A 17,687-nucleotide genomic window follows, 5' to 3' on the forward strand; every position below is an offset into this window, starting at 1 on the left:
TATGGATCGTTAGGATTGGAATTCATCCCAGCAGGCGCGTGAAAGCCTGCCGATGGTTTCAAGCGCGACCGTATAGCCAGGGGTGCCGTCCGGCATTTCCTGCGGCACGTCGTCGGTATAGGCGGCGATGATGTAGAAGGGGGAACCGTCGCGATAGACGATACCGGCATTCATGCGGCCGCGCTTTCCGGTGCCGCCCTTGTGTGCGACGAGCACACCGAACGGCAGCCTGGAGGGAATGGCATAACGCAGGATCTGGTTCTTCAGGGTTTGAAGCGCATAGGCGCACAGCGCCTGCGAGCAGCCGAGCCGGTCCGCGGCTTCCCGCGAATTCTGCGCATCCAGGATGGTCTGCAACAGATAGACCTGATCCCGCGCCGTCGTCGTGGTGACGGCTTTCAATGAATGATTGGGCGACAGCGCCAAGGGAGGGATGAGGAAGCGATGATTGGTGCCTAACATGCCGATCGACTTGCAATAGCCGTCGACCTCTTCGAGCGTCAGCCTTTCGAAGACCATCTTGGTGCAGACATTGTCGCTCAGCACCATCATGCCGGTGATGGCATCGCGCAGCGATATGACGATACCGGGCGTCAGATAGCGGAATATCCCGCTCGCCACTTCCTCTGCAAAACGCTTTTCGTAGGTGATCCGTTCGTCCAGATCCAGGCGGCCTTCATGCGCGGCCTTCAAGGCTGCCATCATGATCGAGGTCTTTCGGGTGCTGGCGGAGGGAGTTTCCTCGTCCGCGCCTCTGCCGATCGTTTCACCGCTGCTAAGCGCACGCACCATGAAGCGCGTTACGAACGGCTGGGCATCGCATATCGCATTCAATCGCTCCGCAAGCTTTCCGGATTCAATCACCGTCATATCAGTTCTCCAGGCGCCATTTGAGGATCACGCCGCCCTGAGCATTGTGGTCCAGAGCGGGGATGGCCGAGAGAAGCCTTTGCGTATAGGCCTCCTTCGGGCTGTCGAAAACCGTATCGCGGTCGCCCTCCTCGATGATCCGGCCGTCCTGCATGACGACGACGCGATCGGCCACCTGTTCGACCACGCCGAGATCGTGACTGATGAACAGGCAGGAAAAGCCGTAGCGTTTTTGCAGATCGGACAGCAGTTCGAGCACCTGCGCCCGGACCGTCACGTCGAGGGCCGATACCGGTTCGTCGGCGATCAGGAATTTCGGCCGGCGCGCAATGGCCCGGGCAATCGCCACGCGCTGACGCTGGCCGCCCGAAAGCTCGTGCGGGTAGCGCTCGGCATAGTCGGCCCCAAGCCCGACTTCCTCCAGCGTCTCCAGGGCGCGCTTGCGCTTTGCCGCAGCGTTAAGATCGGGAACGAGCCGCAGCGCTTCTTCCACGAGCGCGATAATGGTCATGCGCGGATTGAGCGAGGAATAAGGGTCCTGAAACACCATCTGGCAATTCAGCCGATAGTCCATCCAGTCGTGGTCGCGGCTGCGTCCCTTGAACCGGATATCGCCTTCGCTCTCCCGGACCAGTCCGGCAATGGTGCGGCCAAGCGTGGTTTTGCCGGAGCCCGAACCGCCGACCAGCGCCACGACTTCGCCCTCGTGGATATCGATGCTGACGCCATGCAGCGCCCGCTTTGGCGTTGCCTTCTTCATCAGCGACCGCCGGCCCGCATAGTCGACGACGATATCCCGCGCCGAGACCATCGGCGCCTTGGTCTTGTCGATCGTCCGCGTTTGCCCACGGAACGGCAGGGAGGAAAGCAGTTTCTTCGTATAGGCACGCTGCGGTGCGTCGAGCAGATCGGCGGTGCGTCCTTCTTCGACGATCACGCCTTTTTCCATGACGACGATGCGGTTCGTGTAGCGGGCAACCATCGGCAGGTCGTGACTGATCAGCAGCACGGCGGTGCCTTCCGCCTGCGTCAGTTCCACCATCAATTCCATGACATCGCGCTGGATCACGGCATCGAGCGCAGTCGTTGGCTCGTCGGCGATCAACAGCGCCGGTTTCAGCAGCATGACCGATGCCAGCATGATGCGTTGGCGCATGCCGCCCGAGAATTCGTGCGGATAGGAAGTGAGTGCCCCGGCGGGATCGCGGATCCCGACCCGGTTCAGCATGTCGAGGATCCGGCTGCGCCGCTCCTCCTGCGAAAGTTTCGTATGCAGCTGCAATCCTTCTTCGAGTTGGCGGCCGACGGTCATCGAGGGATTGAGCGAGGTCATCGGCTCCTGGAAGACGACACCGATTTCCGCACCACGCAACTGGCGCAATTGCGCGCCGTTCATGGAAAGCACGTCGCGTCCCTTGTAGGCAACGGAGCCGCCGATCACTTTGATGGGCGCCGGCAGTAGCGAGATCAGGGCGCGTGTTGCCAGCGTCTTGCCCGATCCGCTTTCTCCGACGATGCCGAAGATCTCGCCCGGCGCGATGTCGAAGCTGACGTCTTTGACGACCTGCACACCGGTCCCGGCGACCTGAAGCGACAGGTTGCGGACATTCAAAAGCGTTTCATTGGTCATTTCAGCCCCCTCATCCGCGGATCAAGTTTGTCCCGAAGAGCGTCGCCTAGAAGATTGATGCCGAGGAGCGTCAGGGCGATCGCCAGGCCCGGGAAGAGACCCAGCCAAACAGCCTGCTCGATGAATGGTCGGCCGGCAGCCAGCATGTTGCCCCAGGTCGGCGCCGGTGGCGGAACGCCGAGACCTAGAAAGCTGAGCGCGCTTTCAGAAAGGATCGCCCAGCCGAACATCGAGGTCGCAAGCACGGTGATCGGGGCGACACAATTGGGGAGGATATGGCGGAACATGGTGTAGAGTTCGCCATTGCCCATCACCTTGGAAGCCTCGATGAACTCCCGCTCGCGCAGCGACAGGACGGCACCGCGGACAACGCGGGCCATCGAGGGAGAATAGGCAATGCCCAGCGCGAAGATGATGCCATATTGGTTGGCGCCGAAGACGGCGAGCAATCCAAGCGCCAGAAGAATGCCCGGAAAGGCGAGAAGCGCATTGTTGACAGCCATGATGACTGCATCGATCCAACCGCGGGCATAACCGCTGACGAGACCGATCAGCGTGCCGCAGACCGTCGCGAATGTGACCGTCAAGGTGCCGATCCAGACGCTCGCCCGGGCACCGACGATCAGGCGGCTGAGCACGTCGCGGCCGAATTCGTCGGTTCCGAGCCAGTGGGCGCTGCTTGGCGCCGCCAGCCGTGCCGTGAAGCCGAGCTTCATCGGATCATAGGGGGTCCAGAAAGGGCCGATCGCAGCGGAGATGAGCAATGCGGCAATCAGAATGCTGCCGATGAAGCTGTTGAACGTGACGTTTTTCATTCGGCGACTACCCGCGGATCGAACAAGGGATAGAGCAGGTCGACGACCAAATTGACCAGCACATAGGAAAGCGAGACGAACAGCAGGCAACCCTGGATAACGGGGTAATCGCGAGCAAAAATGCTGTCGACCATCAGTCGCCCGAGCCCCGGAATGGTGAAGACCGTCTCGATGACGGCAATGCCGCCGAGCAGATTGCCGAGGATCAGACCGATGACTGTCCAGGTCGGGCCAAAGGCGTTCTTGAAGGCGTGCCGCCAGAGGACGGCGCTTTCGGAAAGGCCCTTGGCCCGGGCGTGGGTGATATAGTCGAGACGCAGCACTTCCAGCGTCGAGGCGCGTGCCATGCGGATCAACACACCCATCTCATGAATGACCAGGGTCATGATCGGCAGCACGAGGTAGAGCAGGCCGCCGGTAACGTTACTGCCGATCGAGACATAGCCCAGGACCGGTAACCAGCCGAGTTTCAAGCCGAAGAAAAGCAGAAGCAGGAGTCCGAGCCAGAATGTCGGGATCGACAGCAGGATCGTGGCCGTGCCGACCAGCGCCAGGTCCGTCAGACTGTTTTGCCGCCAGGCGGCGATGACGCCGGCCGGCACGGCGATGAGGCTCGCCAGAAGGACGGCGATGACGACGATTTCGGCGCTGACTAGAAAGCGCGATGCGACGAGCGGCAGAACCGCCTCGTCATTGACGATCGAGCGGCCGAAATCACCCTGCACGACATTGGCGGTCCAGATCAGGAACTGTTCCGGCAGCGATTTGTCGAGGCCAAGTTCCGAGCGCATCGCCGCGACCTGATCCGGCTCAGCCATATCACCCAGCATCAGTGCTGCCGGATCGCCGGGTATGAAGCGGATCAGCGTGAAGACGGTCACCGAAACGAGGACGATCGTCGGCAATGCCATCAATAGGCGGTTCAGAACGAATTTCAGCATTTTTGTTCCCCGCGATGGGCGACGGACAGTGCCCGGCGCCCTCGGTTTCGTTGCTGCAGACTATGATCGAATGAAGAAATATCCGCAATATTATGCGATTTTGTCATAAGTCTATGCGGAATACGACCGCAACCCAAGCGGCTGCGTTCGAGTAAAGGTTCAGGCTAAAAATTTGATCTTAAGCGTCTTTTTGCGAAAGCTGGATCTGTCGTTTCAAGGCATCGCTCAGAGCATGGGCGGCAATCGAGAGCGGCGTTCCGACCGCCCTCGCCAGCCCGAATTCCTGGGTTGCGCGTGGCACGAAAGGACGGTGAACCACCGGCAGGTGGCGATAGAGATTCGCATAAAAGCTGCTGATGATCGTGACCCCAAGGCCATGCGCGACGTAGGAACAGGCGGAACTGTTGGTATGGGTCTCGATCTTGACGATCTGCTTGACGCCGGCCCGCCGGAAGGTTTGGTCGAGCGCCATGCGGTTCGGCCGTTGGCGGCCAATCAGAATGAGAGGAACGTCGCGCAAATTCCTGACCGTGATTTCCTCCAGTTTCGCAAGAGGATGATCCTTCGGAACGACGCAGACGCTTTCGCCGGTCGCGACGCGCTCGACCTCGATGCCCGGTCCGCTCTCGCCCTCCATCCGCAGAAAGCCGAAATCGATCACCCTCTGCTCGACGAGCTTGTTAATCGCAGTCGTCGTCTCGAAGAAGGTTTCGATCCGCACACCGGGGAAATCACTTATGTAATCGACCAGCATTGCCGGCGCGAAATGCTCCCACATGCTGCTCGGCAAACCGATGCGGACGATCTCCGGGCCGGCGGCGCCGCTTCTTAGGTCCTCCGCATGGCCCGACATCCGATCGACCGCCAACAAGATGTTCTCGGCATCGCGGGCAAGAAGCAGGGCCTCGGGTGTCGGGACGAGACGGCCTTTGTCGCGCACGAAAAGCGACATCGAAAGATCCGCCTCGAGCTGCTGGAGGAGGCGGCTGACGCCGGACTGGCTGAGCCCCATCGTCTTTGCCGTGGCAATTGTCGACCCCGTCGCAAGAAGCGTGCGCAGGACTTCCAGTTGCTTGATATTCATGCGTTTGCGATCCCCCGGGACGGTTCGAGCACCGTCATCATGCCCAGTCCGAAATGCTTTGAAGGAAAAGGCTGGCGGCCTTGGGCATCGGAAATTTCTCTCCGCTGATCAGCGCGTAGGCAACCGGCAGTTCCGGTTCGAGCGGAACGAACTGCAGCGGCAGCGTCGCATATTCGCGGGCGATGATCTCACCGACCAGCGCAATGCCGAGCCCCTGCGCGGCCAGCGCGCAGGCGCTCGCCACCGAATGTGCCTCGAGCAGGGGGCGTTGACGGATGCCGGCCTTGTAGAACAACGCCTCCAGCTCGTGGCGAACCGGTCGCTCCCTGTTCAGCATGATCAGATCCTGCCCCTTCAGGTCGCCGACCGACAATAGGCCGCTGCCGGCCTTGGAATGATCGTTGTGCACGGCGCAAATGATCCGCGACGACAGGATCTTCTCCTGTTTCAATCCCGGGCTCCTCAGCGGCAGACGCGCGAAACCGAGATCGGCCTCGCCGTCGGCCACCATCCGCTCTATTGCGAGATAGCTGCCGGACGCGACTTCGACGCGCATCGGACCATTCGCGGCGAGAAAGTTCTTCACCAGCTTCGGAATGCGCGTCGAGGAAAGGCTGGCGGGAAAGGCGAGCCGCAGCATGATCTCGCGCGATCGACCGCTCTCGAGCTCCATCGCCGCCGTTTTCAAGGCGCGCAGCCGGTCGGAAATGGCACGGATCTCCGGGCCGAGCTGCAGCCCCTCGCGGGTCGGTTGAAGCCGGTTCTTTTCCCGTTCGAAAAGCCGGACGCCGAGATAGTCTTCCAGTTGCTGCAACAAGCGACTGGCGTTCGATTGCGAGATCCCAAGCTCAACGGACGCGGCGATCGTCGAGCCTGTCGCGGCGATGGCGTCATAGGCCTCGATATGCTTCAGGCTGATCGCCGCACTCGTGTCTCGCGCCATTCTATCTCCAATATCGATAGCCCTACCCGCAAACCGCATAAGATTGCGGATCTGCGGAAAGTTGAACATTTTCCGCTGAGAACCAAGCTCACGGAAAGACTTTCGTCAATGGCCACTATTCTCCGGAAGATCGCGGCACAGGTCCTGTCGCGAACGACGTTCTCAGACCTCGCCATGGACCGGGCAAGAGATGCTGCGGTGGACACCATCGGCTGTATGATTGCAGGCAGGGGCGATGAAAGCGTCGCCGCGCTCACCCGCGCCTTTGACGGGGAAATCGTCGGAGGCGGCGAAGCGCGGCTCGTCACCGGCGGCTCCGCCTCGCCCTCGCTCGCCGCACTCATCAACGCAACGGCGGCTCATGCGCTCGATTTCGATGACAATTTCCATCCGGCGAGGGCGCATGCGTCCGCAGTGCTGGTGCCGACGCTGCTGGCGGTTGTGACGAGCGGCCAGGTGACGAGCGGAAGACGGTTTCTCGAGGCCTATCTGACCGGGCTGGAAGCTCAGGCGGCGGTCGGCTTTGGCGTCAATCCCTCTCACTACAACAGGGGCTGGCACGCAACGGCGACGGTCGGCAGCATCGGGGCTGCGGCTGGCGTGGCACGGCTTCTCGGCGCCGACGAAAACCGCTTAGTCGCGGCGATGAGCCTTGCGACGAGCTTCGCCTGCGGCCCGAAAGGGCAATTCGGTACGACCGCCAAACCGCTTCATGCCGGCATTGCAGCGCGCAATGCAGTGGATGCGGCGCGCATGGCGCTTGCGGGCATGAGCGGACGGCCGGACATCCTCGAGCGGCCGCAAGGCTTCCTCGATCTTTTCGGGGGCGATGATGCCACGGGCTGGGAAGACCTGACATTCGAGGAGGAGCATATCATCGAAAGCCGGGGCGTGGTGACCAAGCACCATCCCTGCTGCGCCTCGACCCATCGCGCGATCGATGCGCTTCTGGATCTGAAGCAGGAGCATGAGCTTTTGGCGGGCGACATTGCCAGGATCGAGACGAAAGTCGGCATATCCGCTGCCCGCAACCTCGCTTATCCCGACCCCGCCGACGAAATGCAGGCCCGCTTCTCGATGCAATATTGCCTGGCGACAGCTTTCCTCAAGGGATCTCTTAGCCTTTCGGACTTTACGCGACAGGAGATTGAGCGGCCGGAAATCCGGGGATTTATGCCGCGAATCGAGATGCAGTCCTATTCGGCCGAAGAGGAAAAAGGCGTGGAGCGCCTCCCTCACATCGTCACCGTCACGACGCGCGACGGGCGCATTTACAACAAGTCTCGCTTGCACGCCAAGGGATCGCTTGAAGCACCGATGAGTGATCACGAACGCAAAGTTAAGTTCATGGATTGCCTGCGATGGGTAAATCGGCGCAATTCCGAAGCCTCTTTCCAACGGCTTCGCGCCCTGGCGGATTTTGAAATCCTGTCTTGCGACAACGCATTCTGGAACTTGATCTCAGATGGCTACTGAGCTCCCGGAGGACGGCTAGCCTTCGGCGCGCGACGAGGGGCGTCGAAGGGCTCGCCATTCGGGTTTGGCGCCGGCGCATCTCTTGTGTCCCGAGGTGGTTTTTGGCGTTCATCGGACCTCGGCGCCGGATCTTGAGGAGCGGGACGACGGACGGGCTGTCCTTTGGGATCGCCCTTTTTGGGTGGAGTTGCAACTTTCTCAGTCATAAGTTCGGTACTCGCGCATTCAACAAGAAGAACTGGTCGGCAGACGCAAGGTTCCGACCGAATGCGAGCGCCTCACCCTTCAGAATGGCAGCCTCGGTTCCGCTAACATCCTGCGTCCGCGGTAACCGATTCATGGTCCTCGTCATTTTCCCTACCCTTGCGGAGCAAGGCTTGTTGGGATGCCCGCGTCGGCAGTGATACCGAGTGGTGTCGGGCTTTCCCCGGGCTCCGGTATCACCGGCAATCTCGCCAACAAGGCCCGCGGCCTTGGTATCCCCGTCTGGCGCTTTGGCAGGGGCGGCGGGTAAGCGCGATAGCCATCCTCCGCTCACAACAAGGCACGCGACGCGGCCGGTTGTAAGTGCATCACGCCGACGGTGGGTGCAGCCTAGTGTCCAGCGCGAAAGCCTCCTGAAATTTCAGCGCATAACCGCCGGTGGCACTGCTTGCCACGAAGACCAAGTTCCAGCTGTGCGACGACACCGCGCTTGAGATGGCGACAAAGCGGTGCCGTCGCAGCAGATCGTCACCGAATGCTTGCTGGCCGGCGCTTGGGATACCGGGGCGCAGCCAATTTGGATTGGGAACGCTGGCGGGATCGACAACATGCACGGCAGAGACGTCGGTGACGACGGCTGCCGTCAAAATATGTGGGACTGTATCGAGCGCGCGAAATCCCTTGTGAACCGCGACCTCCAAGATGGCGGTCGATGGGTCGATGGAGCAATAGACCGCGCGCATGCCCTTACTGTTCCACCGGCCTCCCACACGGTACGCGCCTTCCCCGCTATCCCAGGTTGGGGCATAGCCGGCCTGGTCGAGCCGCCATGCGATCAGCTCGGAGCCACCAAGCGCAATCGGCAAGGGCGTCATGCATAGACGCCATATTCGAGCCGCTGGAGATAATCCTCGACCAGTTCGACGCCGGCGGGCGTTCCCAAAAGATCGAGCGGGCGACGTTGGTCGAGACCGACTGCCGGACGCTCAAGCCATTGCTCGGCTTCCGCTTGAGTTCCAAGGACATCCGTCGCCTTTGCCAGAATCTCGGCGAACTTCCATGCCCGCCCGCTCTGTTCCTGGCTAAGTGGCTTGGATGGTACATCCTTGCGCCGCTGCCACGTCCGCACACTCATGCCGACCGCCTTTTCGAGGGATTCACTTTTGCCAATAAAGACTAAGCTACCGACGAGGTGGTCAACCGCTGAGGCCGGCAAACCGTGCAGCAAGAGCTCATGGGCATCGAGCGCGCTCGTCAGGCGGCGCGACAGGACACGCGTTCCGCCGAGCAACGCTGCGACCTTTTGCAATCCTCCGCTAGCTCCATCCTGAAAGCCCTTATCCACCGCAATTACCATTGCGCATCTCCTACGTCATCTGTCGTTCTATATGTGACAGTTGTCGCACCCTATTTCAATAGGCTCTCGAAACTGACGGCCTCGATCACGCTTCTGCTGCGCGCAAGCCTGTCACGGGCAAGTCACGCCTTGATAAGAATCGAACTCACGACGACTTAGATTAATATCTTTGTTGTAGTGACCAAGGATTGATCACTTTCACCCCGGCGGCCTCGAAAGGGCTGGTGTCTCGAGTTGCGACCGCGAGGCCGTTCGCTGCTGCTGTGGCTGCAATATATCCATCCGCCTTGCCGATCGCTTTCCCGGATACTCGAGCTCGCACCATCAGCTCCGAGTAGAACTGCGAGGTGGCAAGGCCGAAAGGCAGGATGCGCTCGGCAAAGTGCGGAAGCACTTCGCCCTCCAGGCGATCGCGAAGGATAGTTTGCCGTTTGCCTGAGGGCATGGCAGCGATCCCGAAACGAAGTTCTGCAATTGTTATCGCGGAAAGGAACAGTGTCTCGATGGCTTGGGCGTCCATCCACTCGATCACTGCCCCGTCAGGAACCGGTTTCCACGGCTCCGATATCACATTGGTATCCAGCAAGATCATTCGAAAGTCATCGGCTCGGCAGGCGCTTTATCGCGATTTTGCTGCAGGGCTTCAACGTCGTGGTTGGAAAGCTCAGCGTCACGACCTATGGCCGCGAGTAAGGAGCCGAGTTTCACGCGTTCAGATGGACGAACGGCGGCCTCGATAATGTCACGGATTTCGGCCTCGGTGCTTCGGCCATGGTGAGCTGCTCGCACCCGTAGGGCGCGATGCGTTTCATCAGAAAGATTGCGAATAGTGACCGCCGGCATTGATATCACCCTTCTAAGAAACGATGACTTTGATATCGAAATACACCAAATGATATCGTTGTTCAAGGGGATAGATGTGCGACCCTATAATTCGATCTCGATCGCGGTGCGAACCGCTTGTCAATCAGGGCGAACAGCCGAAGATGTGATCACTCGCGCCGCCCGTATCGGTAAAGTGTTCCTGGATGTCGAGGATCGTGTCCTGATCGAATAGCCCGTCGAGCACATAGGCAGCCTCGCTTTCGGTCGGGCTGATGGGCAGAATGCTAAAGTAGCCATACATGATCGGAAATATGGCTGTATAAATTCGATCCGGGCTCGCTGCCGTAATGCAAATTGATGTCGCCGCGCTTTGCGGCTCGGTCACTCGCGCGGAAGAATTGGCCATCTGACGAAGATGTCGTGCCGTTGCCCCAAAGGCGGGAATGCGGATGACGGGTGTGTGCATCGGTAATAGATTGTGAGTTCATGGCGAACCGCGACCTGCGGGCTTTGAGAAGCTAACTGGTGCGCCGGATTTGCGCGAGGAGTTTCTGGCGGAAGACTTCCGCTGGTGTTTTGTAGCCGAGGCATTTGCGCGGCGTTGCGTTCAGATGATTGCAGATGTCGGTGAGATCGCGGTCGCTGAGAGACAGGGGATCGACCTCTCTCGAAAGCCATTTCCTCGCCCGTCTGTTGGTGTTTTCGACGGTGCCTTTCTGCCAGGGAGATTGTGGATCGCAGAACCAGGTCTGCGCTCCGATGCTTGCCTGCAGGTAGGGCCAGTCGGTGAACTCAGTACCACGGTCGAAGGTGATCGAACGACGAGCGAGGTGGGGCAGGGATTGCAGCACCTGGATCAGGCCGTCCATCACCGGTCTGGATTGTCGGTCGTTGTTGCGCAGGAGAATGGCAAAGCGACTGACCCGTTCGACCAGTGACGTCACGTTGGCCTTTCCGAACTTTTTGCGAAACTGGATGAGATCGCATTCCCAGTGCCCGAACTGCTTGCGCTCGGCAACTGCGTCGGGCCGGTAGAGAATGTTGACGTCGGGGGTGAACCGCCGACCATGGCGGCGTCTGGCGTGCCGTGGCCGACGCCTGGCGCGGTGCTCCGGAAGATGTCGCCACAGCTTGATTGCGTGGCCGTCCGAGGAATAGGCGAACTTGTAGATCGTCTCATGGCTGACAGAGATCGGATGGCGCTCAAGCTGCAGTCGGCCAGCGATCTGTTGCGGCGACCAGCCATGCATGATGCGCTCGATCACCGATTGGCGCAGATGCGAGAACCGGGCAAGTTTGCGCAGCTTGGCACGCCGTTCTCGCGCCATGTCCATTGGCCATCACGCAGTAGTAACTGTTGAGGTCCGGCATCTCACGATCCTCGAACGTATTGCGGCGCAGCTCACGGAAAATGGTCGAGCGATGTCGGTGCAGTTTCTCGGCGATCACGTCAACGCTGATCCCAGCCGTGCGCCAGCGGGCAATCTTGCGGCGTTCTTCCATATCGATCTGGGAGTAGGTGCGTTTCATGTCTCGTTCCTTGCAAGGATAAACCGTTGTTATCTATTGCAAGTCGCACTTCATCCTTGAACCCACCATACCGGAATTTCGGCCAACGGTGCTTGACGACTCTACTCACCGCGCCAGCCAGCCGCCATCCACCGGCAGCACCGTGCCATGCACATAATCCGACGCCGACGATGTCAGGAAAACGGCCGCACCGCCAATATCCGCCGGATTTCCCCAGCGGCCAGCCGGGATGCGAGCAAGAATGCCGCTGTTGCGGTCCGGATCTTCTCGCAAGGCTGTCGTGTTGTTCGTCGCGAAATAGCCGGGCGCAATGGCATTGACGTTGACACCTTTGACGGCCCATTCGCAGGCAAGCAGCCGCGTGAGCCCCGCTATACCGCTTTTTGAAGCGGTGTAGGACGGAATTCGGATTCCACCCTGAAAAGAAAGCATCGACGCGATGTTGATGACCTTACCCCTGCCCTTTTCAAGCATGTGATGCGCGACAGCCTGGGTGAGGAAGAAGGCAGTCTTCAGGTTGATGTTCATCACTGCATCCCAATCCTCCTCAGTGAAATCGATTGCGTCGGCACGGCGGACAATGCCGGCATTGTTGACGAGAATATCGATGCTGCCGAATGTCTTAAGGGTCTCGGCAACGATCGGCTTCACCGGATCGATGGAACCGAGATCGGCACTGATAGCGTGAAACTTGACGCCGGCTTGGCGGACAAGAGTTTCGGTTTCACCCATCGATGATCGGCCGACGGCGACGATGGTAGCGCCGGCCTCAGCCAATGCAACGGCAATGCCTTGGCCGATACCGGTATTGGCGCCTGTCACGATTGCGGTACGGCCGGAAAGATCGAAGGGATTTGCCATGCCGACTACCTTAATTCGCTGATTGCGACATGGTCCATGTCGGTGAAATTCTTGTTGTCGCCGGCCATCGCCCAGATGAAGCTGTAATTGCTGGTGCCGGCTCCGGAGTGGATCGACCAGGGTGGAGAAATGACGGCCTGCTCGTTACCCACCAGAAGATGACGCGTCTGCGTCGGCTCACCCATGAAATGGAAAATTTGCTGATCCGCTGGAACGTCGAAATAAAGGTAGGCTTCCATGCGGCGGTCGTGCGTGTGGGAGGGCATGGTGTTCCAGATGCTGCCCGGCTCCAGCATCGTGAATCCCATCGTCAACTGGCAGGACTGGCAGACCTCCGGATGGATGAACTGAAGGATCGAGCGCTTGTTGGCCGTCTCCAGCGCACCGACCTTCATGTGGCGGGCCTTCTCGGGCGTGAGATGGACTGTCGGATGGACCGCATGGGCGGGCGCTGAGACAAGGTAGAACTTCGCCGAATTTTCAGGATCGATACTTTCGAAAAGCACGTCGGTGATACCCTTGCCGATATAGAGGCAATCGAGCCGGGCCAGATCATAGGCCGTTCCATCGAGGCGAATGCGGCCGGCGCCGCCGACGTTGAGCGCACCGAGCTCACGTTCGGCGAGGAAGGTTTCCTGTCCGAGCGGCTTTGGCGCGGACAAGGCCAAAGGCGTGGCAAGCGGCATCGCGCCGCCCAAGACCATGCGATCATAGTGGGAATAGGTGAGGACGATTTCACCCGGCTCGAAGACCGTTTCGACAAGAAACTGTTCCCTGAGCTTTTCGGTATCGAAGGCCCGGACCGCCTCCGGGTGAGAGGCGTGCCGTACATCAATTTTCATCGTTTCCATCCCGTTTTATCAAGGCGATCCGCTTGGAGATTCTAGCGCCCCGTTCGATAGGAGCAGCAGCGGAGAGCGCTGCACGCGCATGCCGCTTCACTCAATCATCCTCTTACCTTGTTGTACGACAAGTTTTATGTCAATGTCTTTATGCGGCCCGACGTCGGGCCGCATAAAGACATTGGTCGAACATGGCGGCGTGCAAGAACGAGGATACAGGGAGTTGAGATGAAGGAAATTCTGTCGAGAGCCGTGACGGACGGCTTGAGCGTCACCACCATGGGGCTGGGAGGAACCGGGCTCGGCAACATGTATCGCTCCACCGATCCGCAGGATGCGTTTGCCACCGTTCATGCGGCCTATGCGAACGGCATCCGTTATTTCGATACGGCTCCGGTCTATGGTTTCGGGCTGGCGGAAACACGACTCGGCGAGGCGATCAAGTCGCTGCCGCGCAAGGAGATCGTGATTTCGTCCAAGGTCGGCTACGATCTGGTTCCCATTCCGCCATCCGAGAAGACGCCGCAATTGTGGGATGATGCGCCGCCGTTCCGGGCGGATTTCGACTATTCCCGCGACGGCGTCATGCGCTCGATCGAGAACACGCTGAAACGTCTCGGCACCGACTATGTCGACATGCTGGCGATCCACGATCCCGATGAGGCCATTCATTTCGGCCCCGGAGAAGACCCTTATGCCAGAAGCCGGTTTCGCGAGGCGATGGACGGCGCCTACCCTGCCCTTGACGACCTGCGGTCGCAGGGCGTGATCAAGGCGGTCGGCGTCGGCATCAACCAGTGGCAGATGCTGTCGGATTTCGTCGTTGCCGGAGATTTCGATTATTTCCTACTTGCCGGGCGTTATACCCTGCTGGAGCAGGAGCCGCTATCGGTTCTCTTTCCGGTCTGCGAAGAGCGCGGTACCAAGATCGTCATCGGCGGCCCCTACAACTCAGGCATTCTCGCAACCGGTGCCAAGGACGGAGCCACCTTCAACACGCGAGCGGCCCCGCCCCATGTGCTCGAACGCGTCCGGCGGATGGAGACCGTGTGCGATCGACACGGCGTTCCCTTGCCGGCGGCGGCGCTGCAGTTTCCGCTCGGCCATCCCGCCGTAGTCAGCGTCATTCCAGGGGCGCGCTCAGTTGCGGAACTGACCCAGAATCTGGATTACATGCAGGTGAATATCCCCGCCGCCCTTTGGGACGACCTGATGGCCGAGGGCCTCGTGGAGTCCGGCTCACCTCTTCCGTTGGGCGCCGCAGCATGAAATGCAATCACCCGCCGGACAGAATGTCCGGCGGGAAATGTTGGAAAACAAGAAATCTAGCGGATGCCGTCGATCTCGACCCAGAAGGCATCCGGTATGTCATGTCTCGACCATTCCAGGTTCTGCGCGATCCGTTCCGGCCTGCTCATGCCGAGCACCGCTGCCGATACGAGCTTGTGCCGGAACGGAAACTGGATGGCGGCGGCCTGCAACGGCACGTCGTGTTTTTCGCAGATCCGCTCTATACGCTGCGCCCTTGCCGTTATCTCCGCCGGTGGCGCGCCGTAGTCGTAGGTTGCGGCATTCTTGTCCGGTCCAGTCGCCAGGATGCCGGAGTTGAAGACGCCCGCCACCCGGCTTTCTCAACTGCGGGAAAGAGATTTTCGGCAGCACTATGATCCAGCAACGTATAACGCCCGGCGATCATGACGGCATCGAAATGCCCGGCCTCGACAAAGCGTGTCGCAACGTCGCCTTCGTTGACCCCAACGCCGATCGCCTTGACATAGCCTGCCTTGCGCAGATCATCGAGCGCCCGGTAGGATCCTTCCATGGCTTCCCCGAAACGGCGATCGTATGCATCGCCGTGGGTGAACCGGTCGACATCGTGGATATAGACGAGATCGAAATCCGGAAAGCCCAGGCGATTGGCCGATTGCTCCAGCGACCGCATCGTCCCGTCGTAGCTGTAGTCGAACACGGGCTTCAGCCGCAGCGGAGATACCCAAAGCCCGTAATCCACGGTCTCTCCGCGCGGCGGCACCATATAGCGGCCGACTTTCGTCGAGACGGTGATGCTGTCGCGCGGCACGGTGCGCAGATATTGACCGAGCCGCAATTCACTCAGGCCATGGCCATAGAGTGGCGCGGTATCGAAGTAGCGCAGGCCAGCATCATAGGCTGTCGCAAGCACCGCGCGCGCCGAAGCCTCCGAAACATCACGGTATAGCGTCCCGATCCCGCTTGCGCCGAAGCCCAAACGCGATGCGAAGGCGATACGGCCCTTTCCGTTTGCGTCCAAGATCATGATGCGTCCCCTGCCCTGCCCGGCGAGAATCCCGGCAGCCGATAGGCCTTGATGGCATTTCCGCCGAAAATCTTATCGAGATCGTTTTCGCTGAGGTCCTTCAGGCATTCCCGCAGGGCGCCGACGACGCGGTCGTAACTTCCGGCGACGAGGCAGACCGGCCAATCGGTCCCGAACATGCAGCGGTCGACGCCGAAAATCTCGAGCACCTCGTGGACATAAGGTTTGAGATCTTCCGGCGTCCAGCTCTGCCAATCCGCCTCCGTCACCATGCCGGAGAGCTTGCACCAGACATGATCCCGCTCCGCGCGGAAACCGTGCATCAGCCGCGACCAGCCGTCGAAGTCGCGGTCGCGGATATTGGGTTTGGAAATGTGGTCGAGCACGAAGCGCATGTCCGGCAAGGCTTCGACGGTGCGGACGCAGGAAGGCAGTTGCGGCAGATTGGGCACGAGGTCATAGACGAGCCCGGCATTTTCGACGGCGCGCAAACCGTGGAGCACATCGTTGCGCGATAGCCAGTTCGGATCGCTTTCCGTCTGGATGAGGTGGCGGACGCCGACCAACCATTGGCCGTTCGGGCTTGCCTTCAGTTTGGCCAGCGTTTCGCCGACCTTCGGATCGGTGAGATCGACCCAGCCGACGACACCGGCGACGAAATCGGTCTCCGCTGCCGTGCGGATGAAGTCCCAGGTTTCGCCGAGATCGTTCCAGGTCTGGACGAGCACGGTGCCGGAAATCGCATTCGCCTCAAGAGATGGCCGAAGATCGGCCGGCTCGAAGACACGGTTGATCGGCTCGAAGGGACCGCTGAGCCAGGCATAGTCGCCGCCGCTCTCGGGATCCCAGAAATGGTGATGAGAATCGATGATTGGCATGATTTTGTCCGTTAATTTTGCGTTGGCGACCACGGCTTTCTTACCACTTCTGATGGACGTATTTGCGGATATCCTCGTCATAGATCTGCACGATTTTATCCATCACATCCTTCGACAGCGCCGGAAGCGCGGCGGCCTGCGCGTTGGACTGCGCTTGCGCGGGGTTGCGGGCGCCGGGGATGACGACGGTGACGGCATCGAACGTCAGGATCCAGCGCAGCGCGAACTTGGCCATGGTCGTATCGCCCGAGACGAGCGGGCGGATGCGTTCGACGGCATCGAGGCCGACCTCGTAAGGCACACCGGAAAAGGTTTCGCCGACGTCGAAGGCTTCGCCGTTGCGGTTGAACAGGCGATGGTCGGTGGTCTCGAACTTTGTATCGCGCTTGAACTTGCCGGAAAGCAGGCCGCTTGCCAGCGGCACGCGGGCAATGATGGCGACATTCTTCTCCTTCGCAATATCGAAGAATCGTTCGGCCGGGCGCTGTCGGAAGGCGTTGAAGATGATCTGCACGCTGACGACGCCGGGATACTCGATCGCCTTCAGGGCCTCCTCGACGCGCTCGACGCTGACGCCGTAGTTGCGGATCTTGCCCTGCTCGACCAGCCGGTCGAGCCGCTCGAAGACTTCCGGGTGGTAATAGAGATCTGTCAGCGGGCAATGCAACTGCACCAGATCCAGCACATCGACCTCAAGGTTCTTCAGGCTTCGCTCGATATAGGAGGTCAGATTTTCGGCGCTGTAGCCGGTGACCGTCTGCTCCGGCAGGCGACGCCCAGCCTTCGTTGCGACGAACGGCTTTTCGCCGCCATGTTCCTTCAATGCCTTGGCGATCAGCCGCTCCGAATGGCCATCTCCGTAGACGTCGGCGGTGTCGATGAAGGTTACGCCGCTCTCCAGCGCCGCGTGCAAGGCCTTGATAGCGTCATTGTCATTGACATCGCCCCACGCAGCGCCAATCGCCCAGGCACCGAAGCCGATTTCGCTGACGTTGCGGCCTGTCCGGCCAAATGGTCTGGATCGCATGTTGTTCTCCCTAGCTGTTCAAGCCGGCTTTTCGCCGGACGGGACGCCAGCTTCACTTGCTTGACATCCTCTATCCATAGTATTATCAGAAAACATGGTTGTACGACA

General features: G+C 60.1%; 19 protein-coding genes and 2 pseudogenes. 3 read left to right on the plus strand and 18 right to left on the minus strand.

The genetic code is table 11. The features are described from left to right. Positions 1 to 9: 9 nt before the first annotated feature. The 6 genes from ACZ9DP_RS12090 to ACZ9DP_RS12115 all read right to left on the minus strand — a co-directional run bounded on the left by ACZ9DP_RS12090 (position 10) and on the right by ACZ9DP_RS12115 (position 6,352). Entirely contained in the window at positions 10 to 870 is an 861-nt protein-coding gene (locus ACZ9DP_RS12090) for a serine hydrolase (RefSeq protein WP_476201894.1), read from the minus strand. 1 nt (position 871) lies between these two features. Beyond that, positions 872 to 2,500, minus strand: a complete 1,629-nt coding sequence (locus ACZ9DP_RS12095) for an ABC transporter ATP-binding protein (protein WP_476201895.1) — start codon at positions 2,498 to 2,500, stop codon at positions 872 to 874. Further along, on the minus strand, positions 2,497 to 3,315 hold the full coding sequence (locus ACZ9DP_RS12100; RefSeq protein WP_476201896.1) for an ABC transporter permease: 819 nt from the start codon (positions 3,313 to 3,315) through the stop codon (positions 2,497 to 2,499). Before ACZ9DP_RS12100 ends, ACZ9DP_RS12095 begins: the two co-directional genes overlap by 4 nt. Continuing rightward, the gene (locus tag ACZ9DP_RS12105; protein WP_476201897.1) at positions 3,312 to 4,256 is read right to left on the minus strand and encodes an ABC transporter permease; all 945 of its coding nucleotides are present in this window, start codon (positions 4,254 to 4,256) and stop codon (positions 3,312 to 3,314) included. Before ACZ9DP_RS12105 ends, ACZ9DP_RS12100 begins: the two co-directional genes overlap by 4 nt. Positions 4,257 to 4,434: 178 nt before the next feature. Beyond that, a complete protein-coding gene (locus ACZ9DP_RS12110) occupies positions 4,435 to 5,340 on the minus strand; it encodes a LysR family transcriptional regulator (protein ID WP_476201899.1) in 906 nt (301 codons plus the stop codon). A gap of 37 nt (positions 5,341 to 5,377) precedes the next feature. After that, positions 5,378 to 6,352, minus strand: coding sequence for a LysR family transcriptional regulator (locus tag ACZ9DP_RS12115; RefSeq protein ID WP_476201900.1), 975 nt, complete (start codon positions 6,350 to 6,352; stop codon positions 5,378 to 5,380). Positions 6,353 to 6,391: 39 nt separating this feature from the next. On the opposite strand from ACZ9DP_RS12115, the gene ACZ9DP_RS12120 reads away from it, so the two are divergent. Together ACZ9DP_RS12120 and ACZ9DP_RS12125 are read left to right on the plus strand one after the other, a co-directional pair. Continuing rightward, positions 6,392 to 7,759 (plus strand): MmgE/PrpD family protein, encoded by a 1,368-nt coding sequence (locus tag ACZ9DP_RS12120; protein ID WP_476201902.1) that lies wholly within the window; start codon positions 6,392 to 6,394, stop codon positions 7,757 to 7,759. A 385-nt stretch (positions 7,760 to 8,144) separates the two neighbouring features. Continuing rightward, entirely contained in the window at positions 8,145 to 8,273 is a 129-nt protein-coding gene (locus ACZ9DP_RS12125) for a hypothetical protein (RefSeq protein ID WP_476202293.1), read from the plus strand. Positions 8,274 to 8,331: 58 nt separating this feature from the next. Here the strand turns inward: ACZ9DP_RS12125 and ACZ9DP_RS12130 are convergent, their stop codons facing one another. The 8 genes and pseudogenes from ACZ9DP_RS12130 to kduI form a co-directional block, all read right to left on the minus strand. After that, positions 8,332 to 8,838: an RES family NAD+ phosphorylase gene (locus tag ACZ9DP_RS12130; RefSeq protein WP_476201903.1), complete on the minus strand. Its 507-nt coding sequence runs from the start codon at positions 8,836 to 8,838 to the stop codon at positions 8,332 to 8,334. Further along, on the minus strand, positions 8,835 to 9,320 hold the full coding sequence (gene parS, locus ACZ9DP_RS12135; protein WP_476201904.1) for a type II RES/Xre toxin-antitoxin system antitoxin: 486 nt from the start codon (positions 9,318 to 9,320) through the stop codon (positions 8,835 to 8,837). Before parS ends, ACZ9DP_RS12130 begins: the two co-directional genes overlap by 4 nt. A gap of 160 nt (positions 9,321 to 9,480) precedes the next feature. Further along, positions 9,481 to 9,912, minus strand: coding sequence for a PIN domain-containing protein (locus tag ACZ9DP_RS12140; RefSeq protein ID WP_476201906.1), 432 nt, complete (start codon positions 9,910 to 9,912; stop codon positions 9,481 to 9,483). Then, on the minus strand, positions 9,909 to 10,163 hold the full coding sequence (locus ACZ9DP_RS12145; RefSeq protein ID WP_028739329.1) for a FitA-like ribbon-helix-helix domain-containing protein: 255 nt from the start codon (positions 10,161 to 10,163) through the stop codon (positions 9,909 to 9,911). The genes ACZ9DP_RS12140 and ACZ9DP_RS12145 overlap by 4 nt, the downstream gene beginning before the upstream one ends. 92 nt (positions 10,164 to 10,255) lie before the next feature. After that, positions 10,256 to 10,618 (minus strand): annotated as a pseudogene (locus ACZ9DP_RS12150) (Tn3 family transposase); the annotation flags it as partial. A 45-nt stretch (positions 10,619 to 10,663) separates the two neighbouring features. Next, a pseudogene (locus tag ACZ9DP_RS12155) lies at positions 10,664 to 11,675 on the minus strand (IS30 family transposase). A gap of 105 nt (positions 11,676 to 11,780) precedes the next feature. Then, positions 11,781 to 12,536 (minus strand): 2-dehydro-3-deoxy-D-gluconate 5-dehydrogenase KduD, encoded by a 756-nt coding sequence (gene kduD / locus ACZ9DP_RS12160; RefSeq protein WP_476201908.1) that lies wholly within the window; start codon positions 12,534 to 12,536, stop codon positions 11,781 to 11,783. A 5-nt stretch (positions 12,537 to 12,541) separates the two neighbouring features. Further along, on the minus strand, positions 12,542 to 13,378 hold the full coding sequence (kduI, locus tag ACZ9DP_RS12165; protein WP_476201909.1) for a 5-dehydro-4-deoxy-D-glucuronate isomerase: 837 nt from the start codon (positions 13,376 to 13,378) through the stop codon (positions 12,542 to 12,544). 228 nt (positions 13,379 to 13,606) lie between these two features. Here kduI and ACZ9DP_RS12170 point away from each other — a divergent pair, with 228 nt between their 5' ends. Next, entirely contained in the window at positions 13,607 to 14,647 is a 1,041-nt protein-coding gene (locus tag ACZ9DP_RS12170) for an aldo/keto reductase (protein WP_476201910.1), read from the plus strand. Positions 14,648 to 14,703: 56 nt separating this feature from the next. Here ACZ9DP_RS12170 and ACZ9DP_RS12175 read toward each other — a convergent pair whose 3' ends face one another. The 4 genes from ACZ9DP_RS12175 to ACZ9DP_RS12190 are packed head-to-tail and all read right to left on the minus strand — an operon-like array spanning position 14,704 to position 17,579. Then, positions 14,704 to 15,000: an aldo/keto reductase gene (locus tag ACZ9DP_RS12175; RefSeq protein WP_476201911.1), complete on the minus strand. Its 297-nt coding sequence runs from the start codon at positions 14,998 to 15,000 to the stop codon at positions 14,704 to 14,706. Next, positions 14,910 to 15,674 carry an aldo/keto reductase gene (locus tag ACZ9DP_RS12180; RefSeq protein WP_476201913.1) on the minus strand — a complete coding sequence of 255 codons (765 nt, stop codon included), beginning with the start codon at positions 15,672 to 15,674 and terminating at the stop codon, positions 14,910 to 14,912. The genes ACZ9DP_RS12175 and ACZ9DP_RS12180 overlap by 91 nt, the downstream gene beginning before the upstream one ends. Beyond that, the gene (locus ACZ9DP_RS12185) at positions 15,671 to 16,552 is read right to left on the minus strand and encodes an amidohydrolase family protein (protein ID WP_476201914.1); all 882 of its coding nucleotides are present in this window, start codon (positions 16,550 to 16,552) and stop codon (positions 15,671 to 15,673) included. Before ACZ9DP_RS12185 ends, ACZ9DP_RS12180 begins: the two co-directional genes overlap by 4 nt. A 40-nt stretch (positions 16,553 to 16,592) precedes the next feature. Next, positions 16,593 to 17,579 (minus strand): aldo/keto reductase, encoded by a 987-nt coding sequence (locus tag ACZ9DP_RS12190; RefSeq protein WP_476201915.1) that lies wholly within the window; start codon positions 17,577 to 17,579, stop codon positions 16,593 to 16,595. Positions 17,580 to 17,687 lie beyond the last annotated feature (108 nt).

Source organism: Rhizobium sp. USDA 4016 (genome assembly GCF_056279705.1).

Excerpts from the sequence above, each read along its gene's own strand:
- ACZ9DP_RS12115 (WP_476201900.1), bottom strand. The coding sequence starts at position 6,352 with ATGTTCAACTTTCCGCAGATCCGCAATCTTATGCGGTTTGCGGGTAGG.
- ACZ9DP_RS12185 (WP_476201914.1), bottom strand. The coding sequence starts at position 16,552 with ATGCCAATCATCGATTCTCATCACCATTTCTGGGATCCCGAGAGCGGC.
- ACZ9DP_RS12145 (WP_028739329.1), bottom strand. The coding sequence starts at position 10,163 with ATGCCGGCGGTCACTATTCGCAATCTTTCTGATGAAACGCATCGCGCC.
- ACZ9DP_RS12100 (WP_476201896.1), bottom strand. The coding sequence starts at position 3,315 with ATGAAAAACGTCACGTTCAACAGCTTCATCGGCAGCATTCTGATTGCC.
- ACZ9DP_RS12170 (WP_476201910.1), top strand. The coding sequence starts at position 13,607 with ATGAAGGAAATTCTGTCGAGAGCCGTGACGGACGGCTTGAGCGTCACC.
- kduI (WP_476201909.1), bottom strand. The coding sequence starts at position 13,378 with ATGAAAATTGATGTACGGCACGCCTCTCACCCGGAGGCGGTCCGGGCC.
- ACZ9DP_RS12125 (WP_476202293.1), top strand. The coding sequence starts at position 8,145 with ATGCCCGCGTCGGCAGTGATACCGAGTGGTGTCGGGCTTTCCCCGGGC.
- ACZ9DP_RS12095 (WP_476201895.1), bottom strand. The coding sequence starts at position 2,500 with ATGACCAATGAAACGCTTTTGAATGTCCGCAACCTGTCGCTTCAGGTC.
- parS (WP_476201904.1), bottom strand. The coding sequence starts at position 9,320 with ATGGTAATTGCGGTGGATAAGGGCTTTCAGGATGGAGCTAGCGGAGGA.
- ACZ9DP_RS12130 (WP_476201903.1), bottom strand. The coding sequence starts at position 8,838 with ATGACGCCCTTGCCGATTGCGCTTGGTGGCTCCGAGCTGATCGCATGG.
- kduD (WP_476201908.1), bottom strand. The coding sequence starts at position 12,536 with ATGGCAAATCCCTTCGATCTTTCCGGCCGTACCGCAATCGTGACAGGC.
- ACZ9DP_RS12090 (WP_476201894.1), bottom strand. The coding sequence starts at position 870 with ATGACGGTGATTGAATCCGGAAAGCTTGCGGAGCGATTGAATGCGATA.
- ACZ9DP_RS12105 (WP_476201897.1), bottom strand. The coding sequence starts at position 4,256 with ATGCTGAAATTCGTTCTGAACCGCCTATTGATGGCATTGCCGACGATC.
- ACZ9DP_RS12110 (WP_476201899.1), bottom strand. The coding sequence starts at position 5,340 with ATGAATATCAAGCAACTGGAAGTCCTGCGCACGCTTCTTGCGACGGGG.
- ACZ9DP_RS12180 (WP_476201913.1), bottom strand. The coding sequence starts at position 15,674 with ATGATCTTGGACGCAAACGGAAAGGGCCGTATCGCCTTCGCATCGCGT.
- ACZ9DP_RS12190 (WP_476201915.1), bottom strand. The coding sequence starts at position 17,579 with ATGCGATCCAGACCATTTGGCCGGACAGGCCGCAACGTCAGCGAAATC.
- ACZ9DP_RS12140 (WP_476201906.1), bottom strand. The coding sequence starts at position 9,912 with ATGATCTTGCTGGATACCAATGTGATATCGGAGCCGTGGAAACCGGTT.
- ACZ9DP_RS12120 (WP_476201902.1), top strand. The coding sequence starts at position 6,392 with ATGGCCACTATTCTCCGGAAGATCGCGGCACAGGTCCTGTCGCGAACG.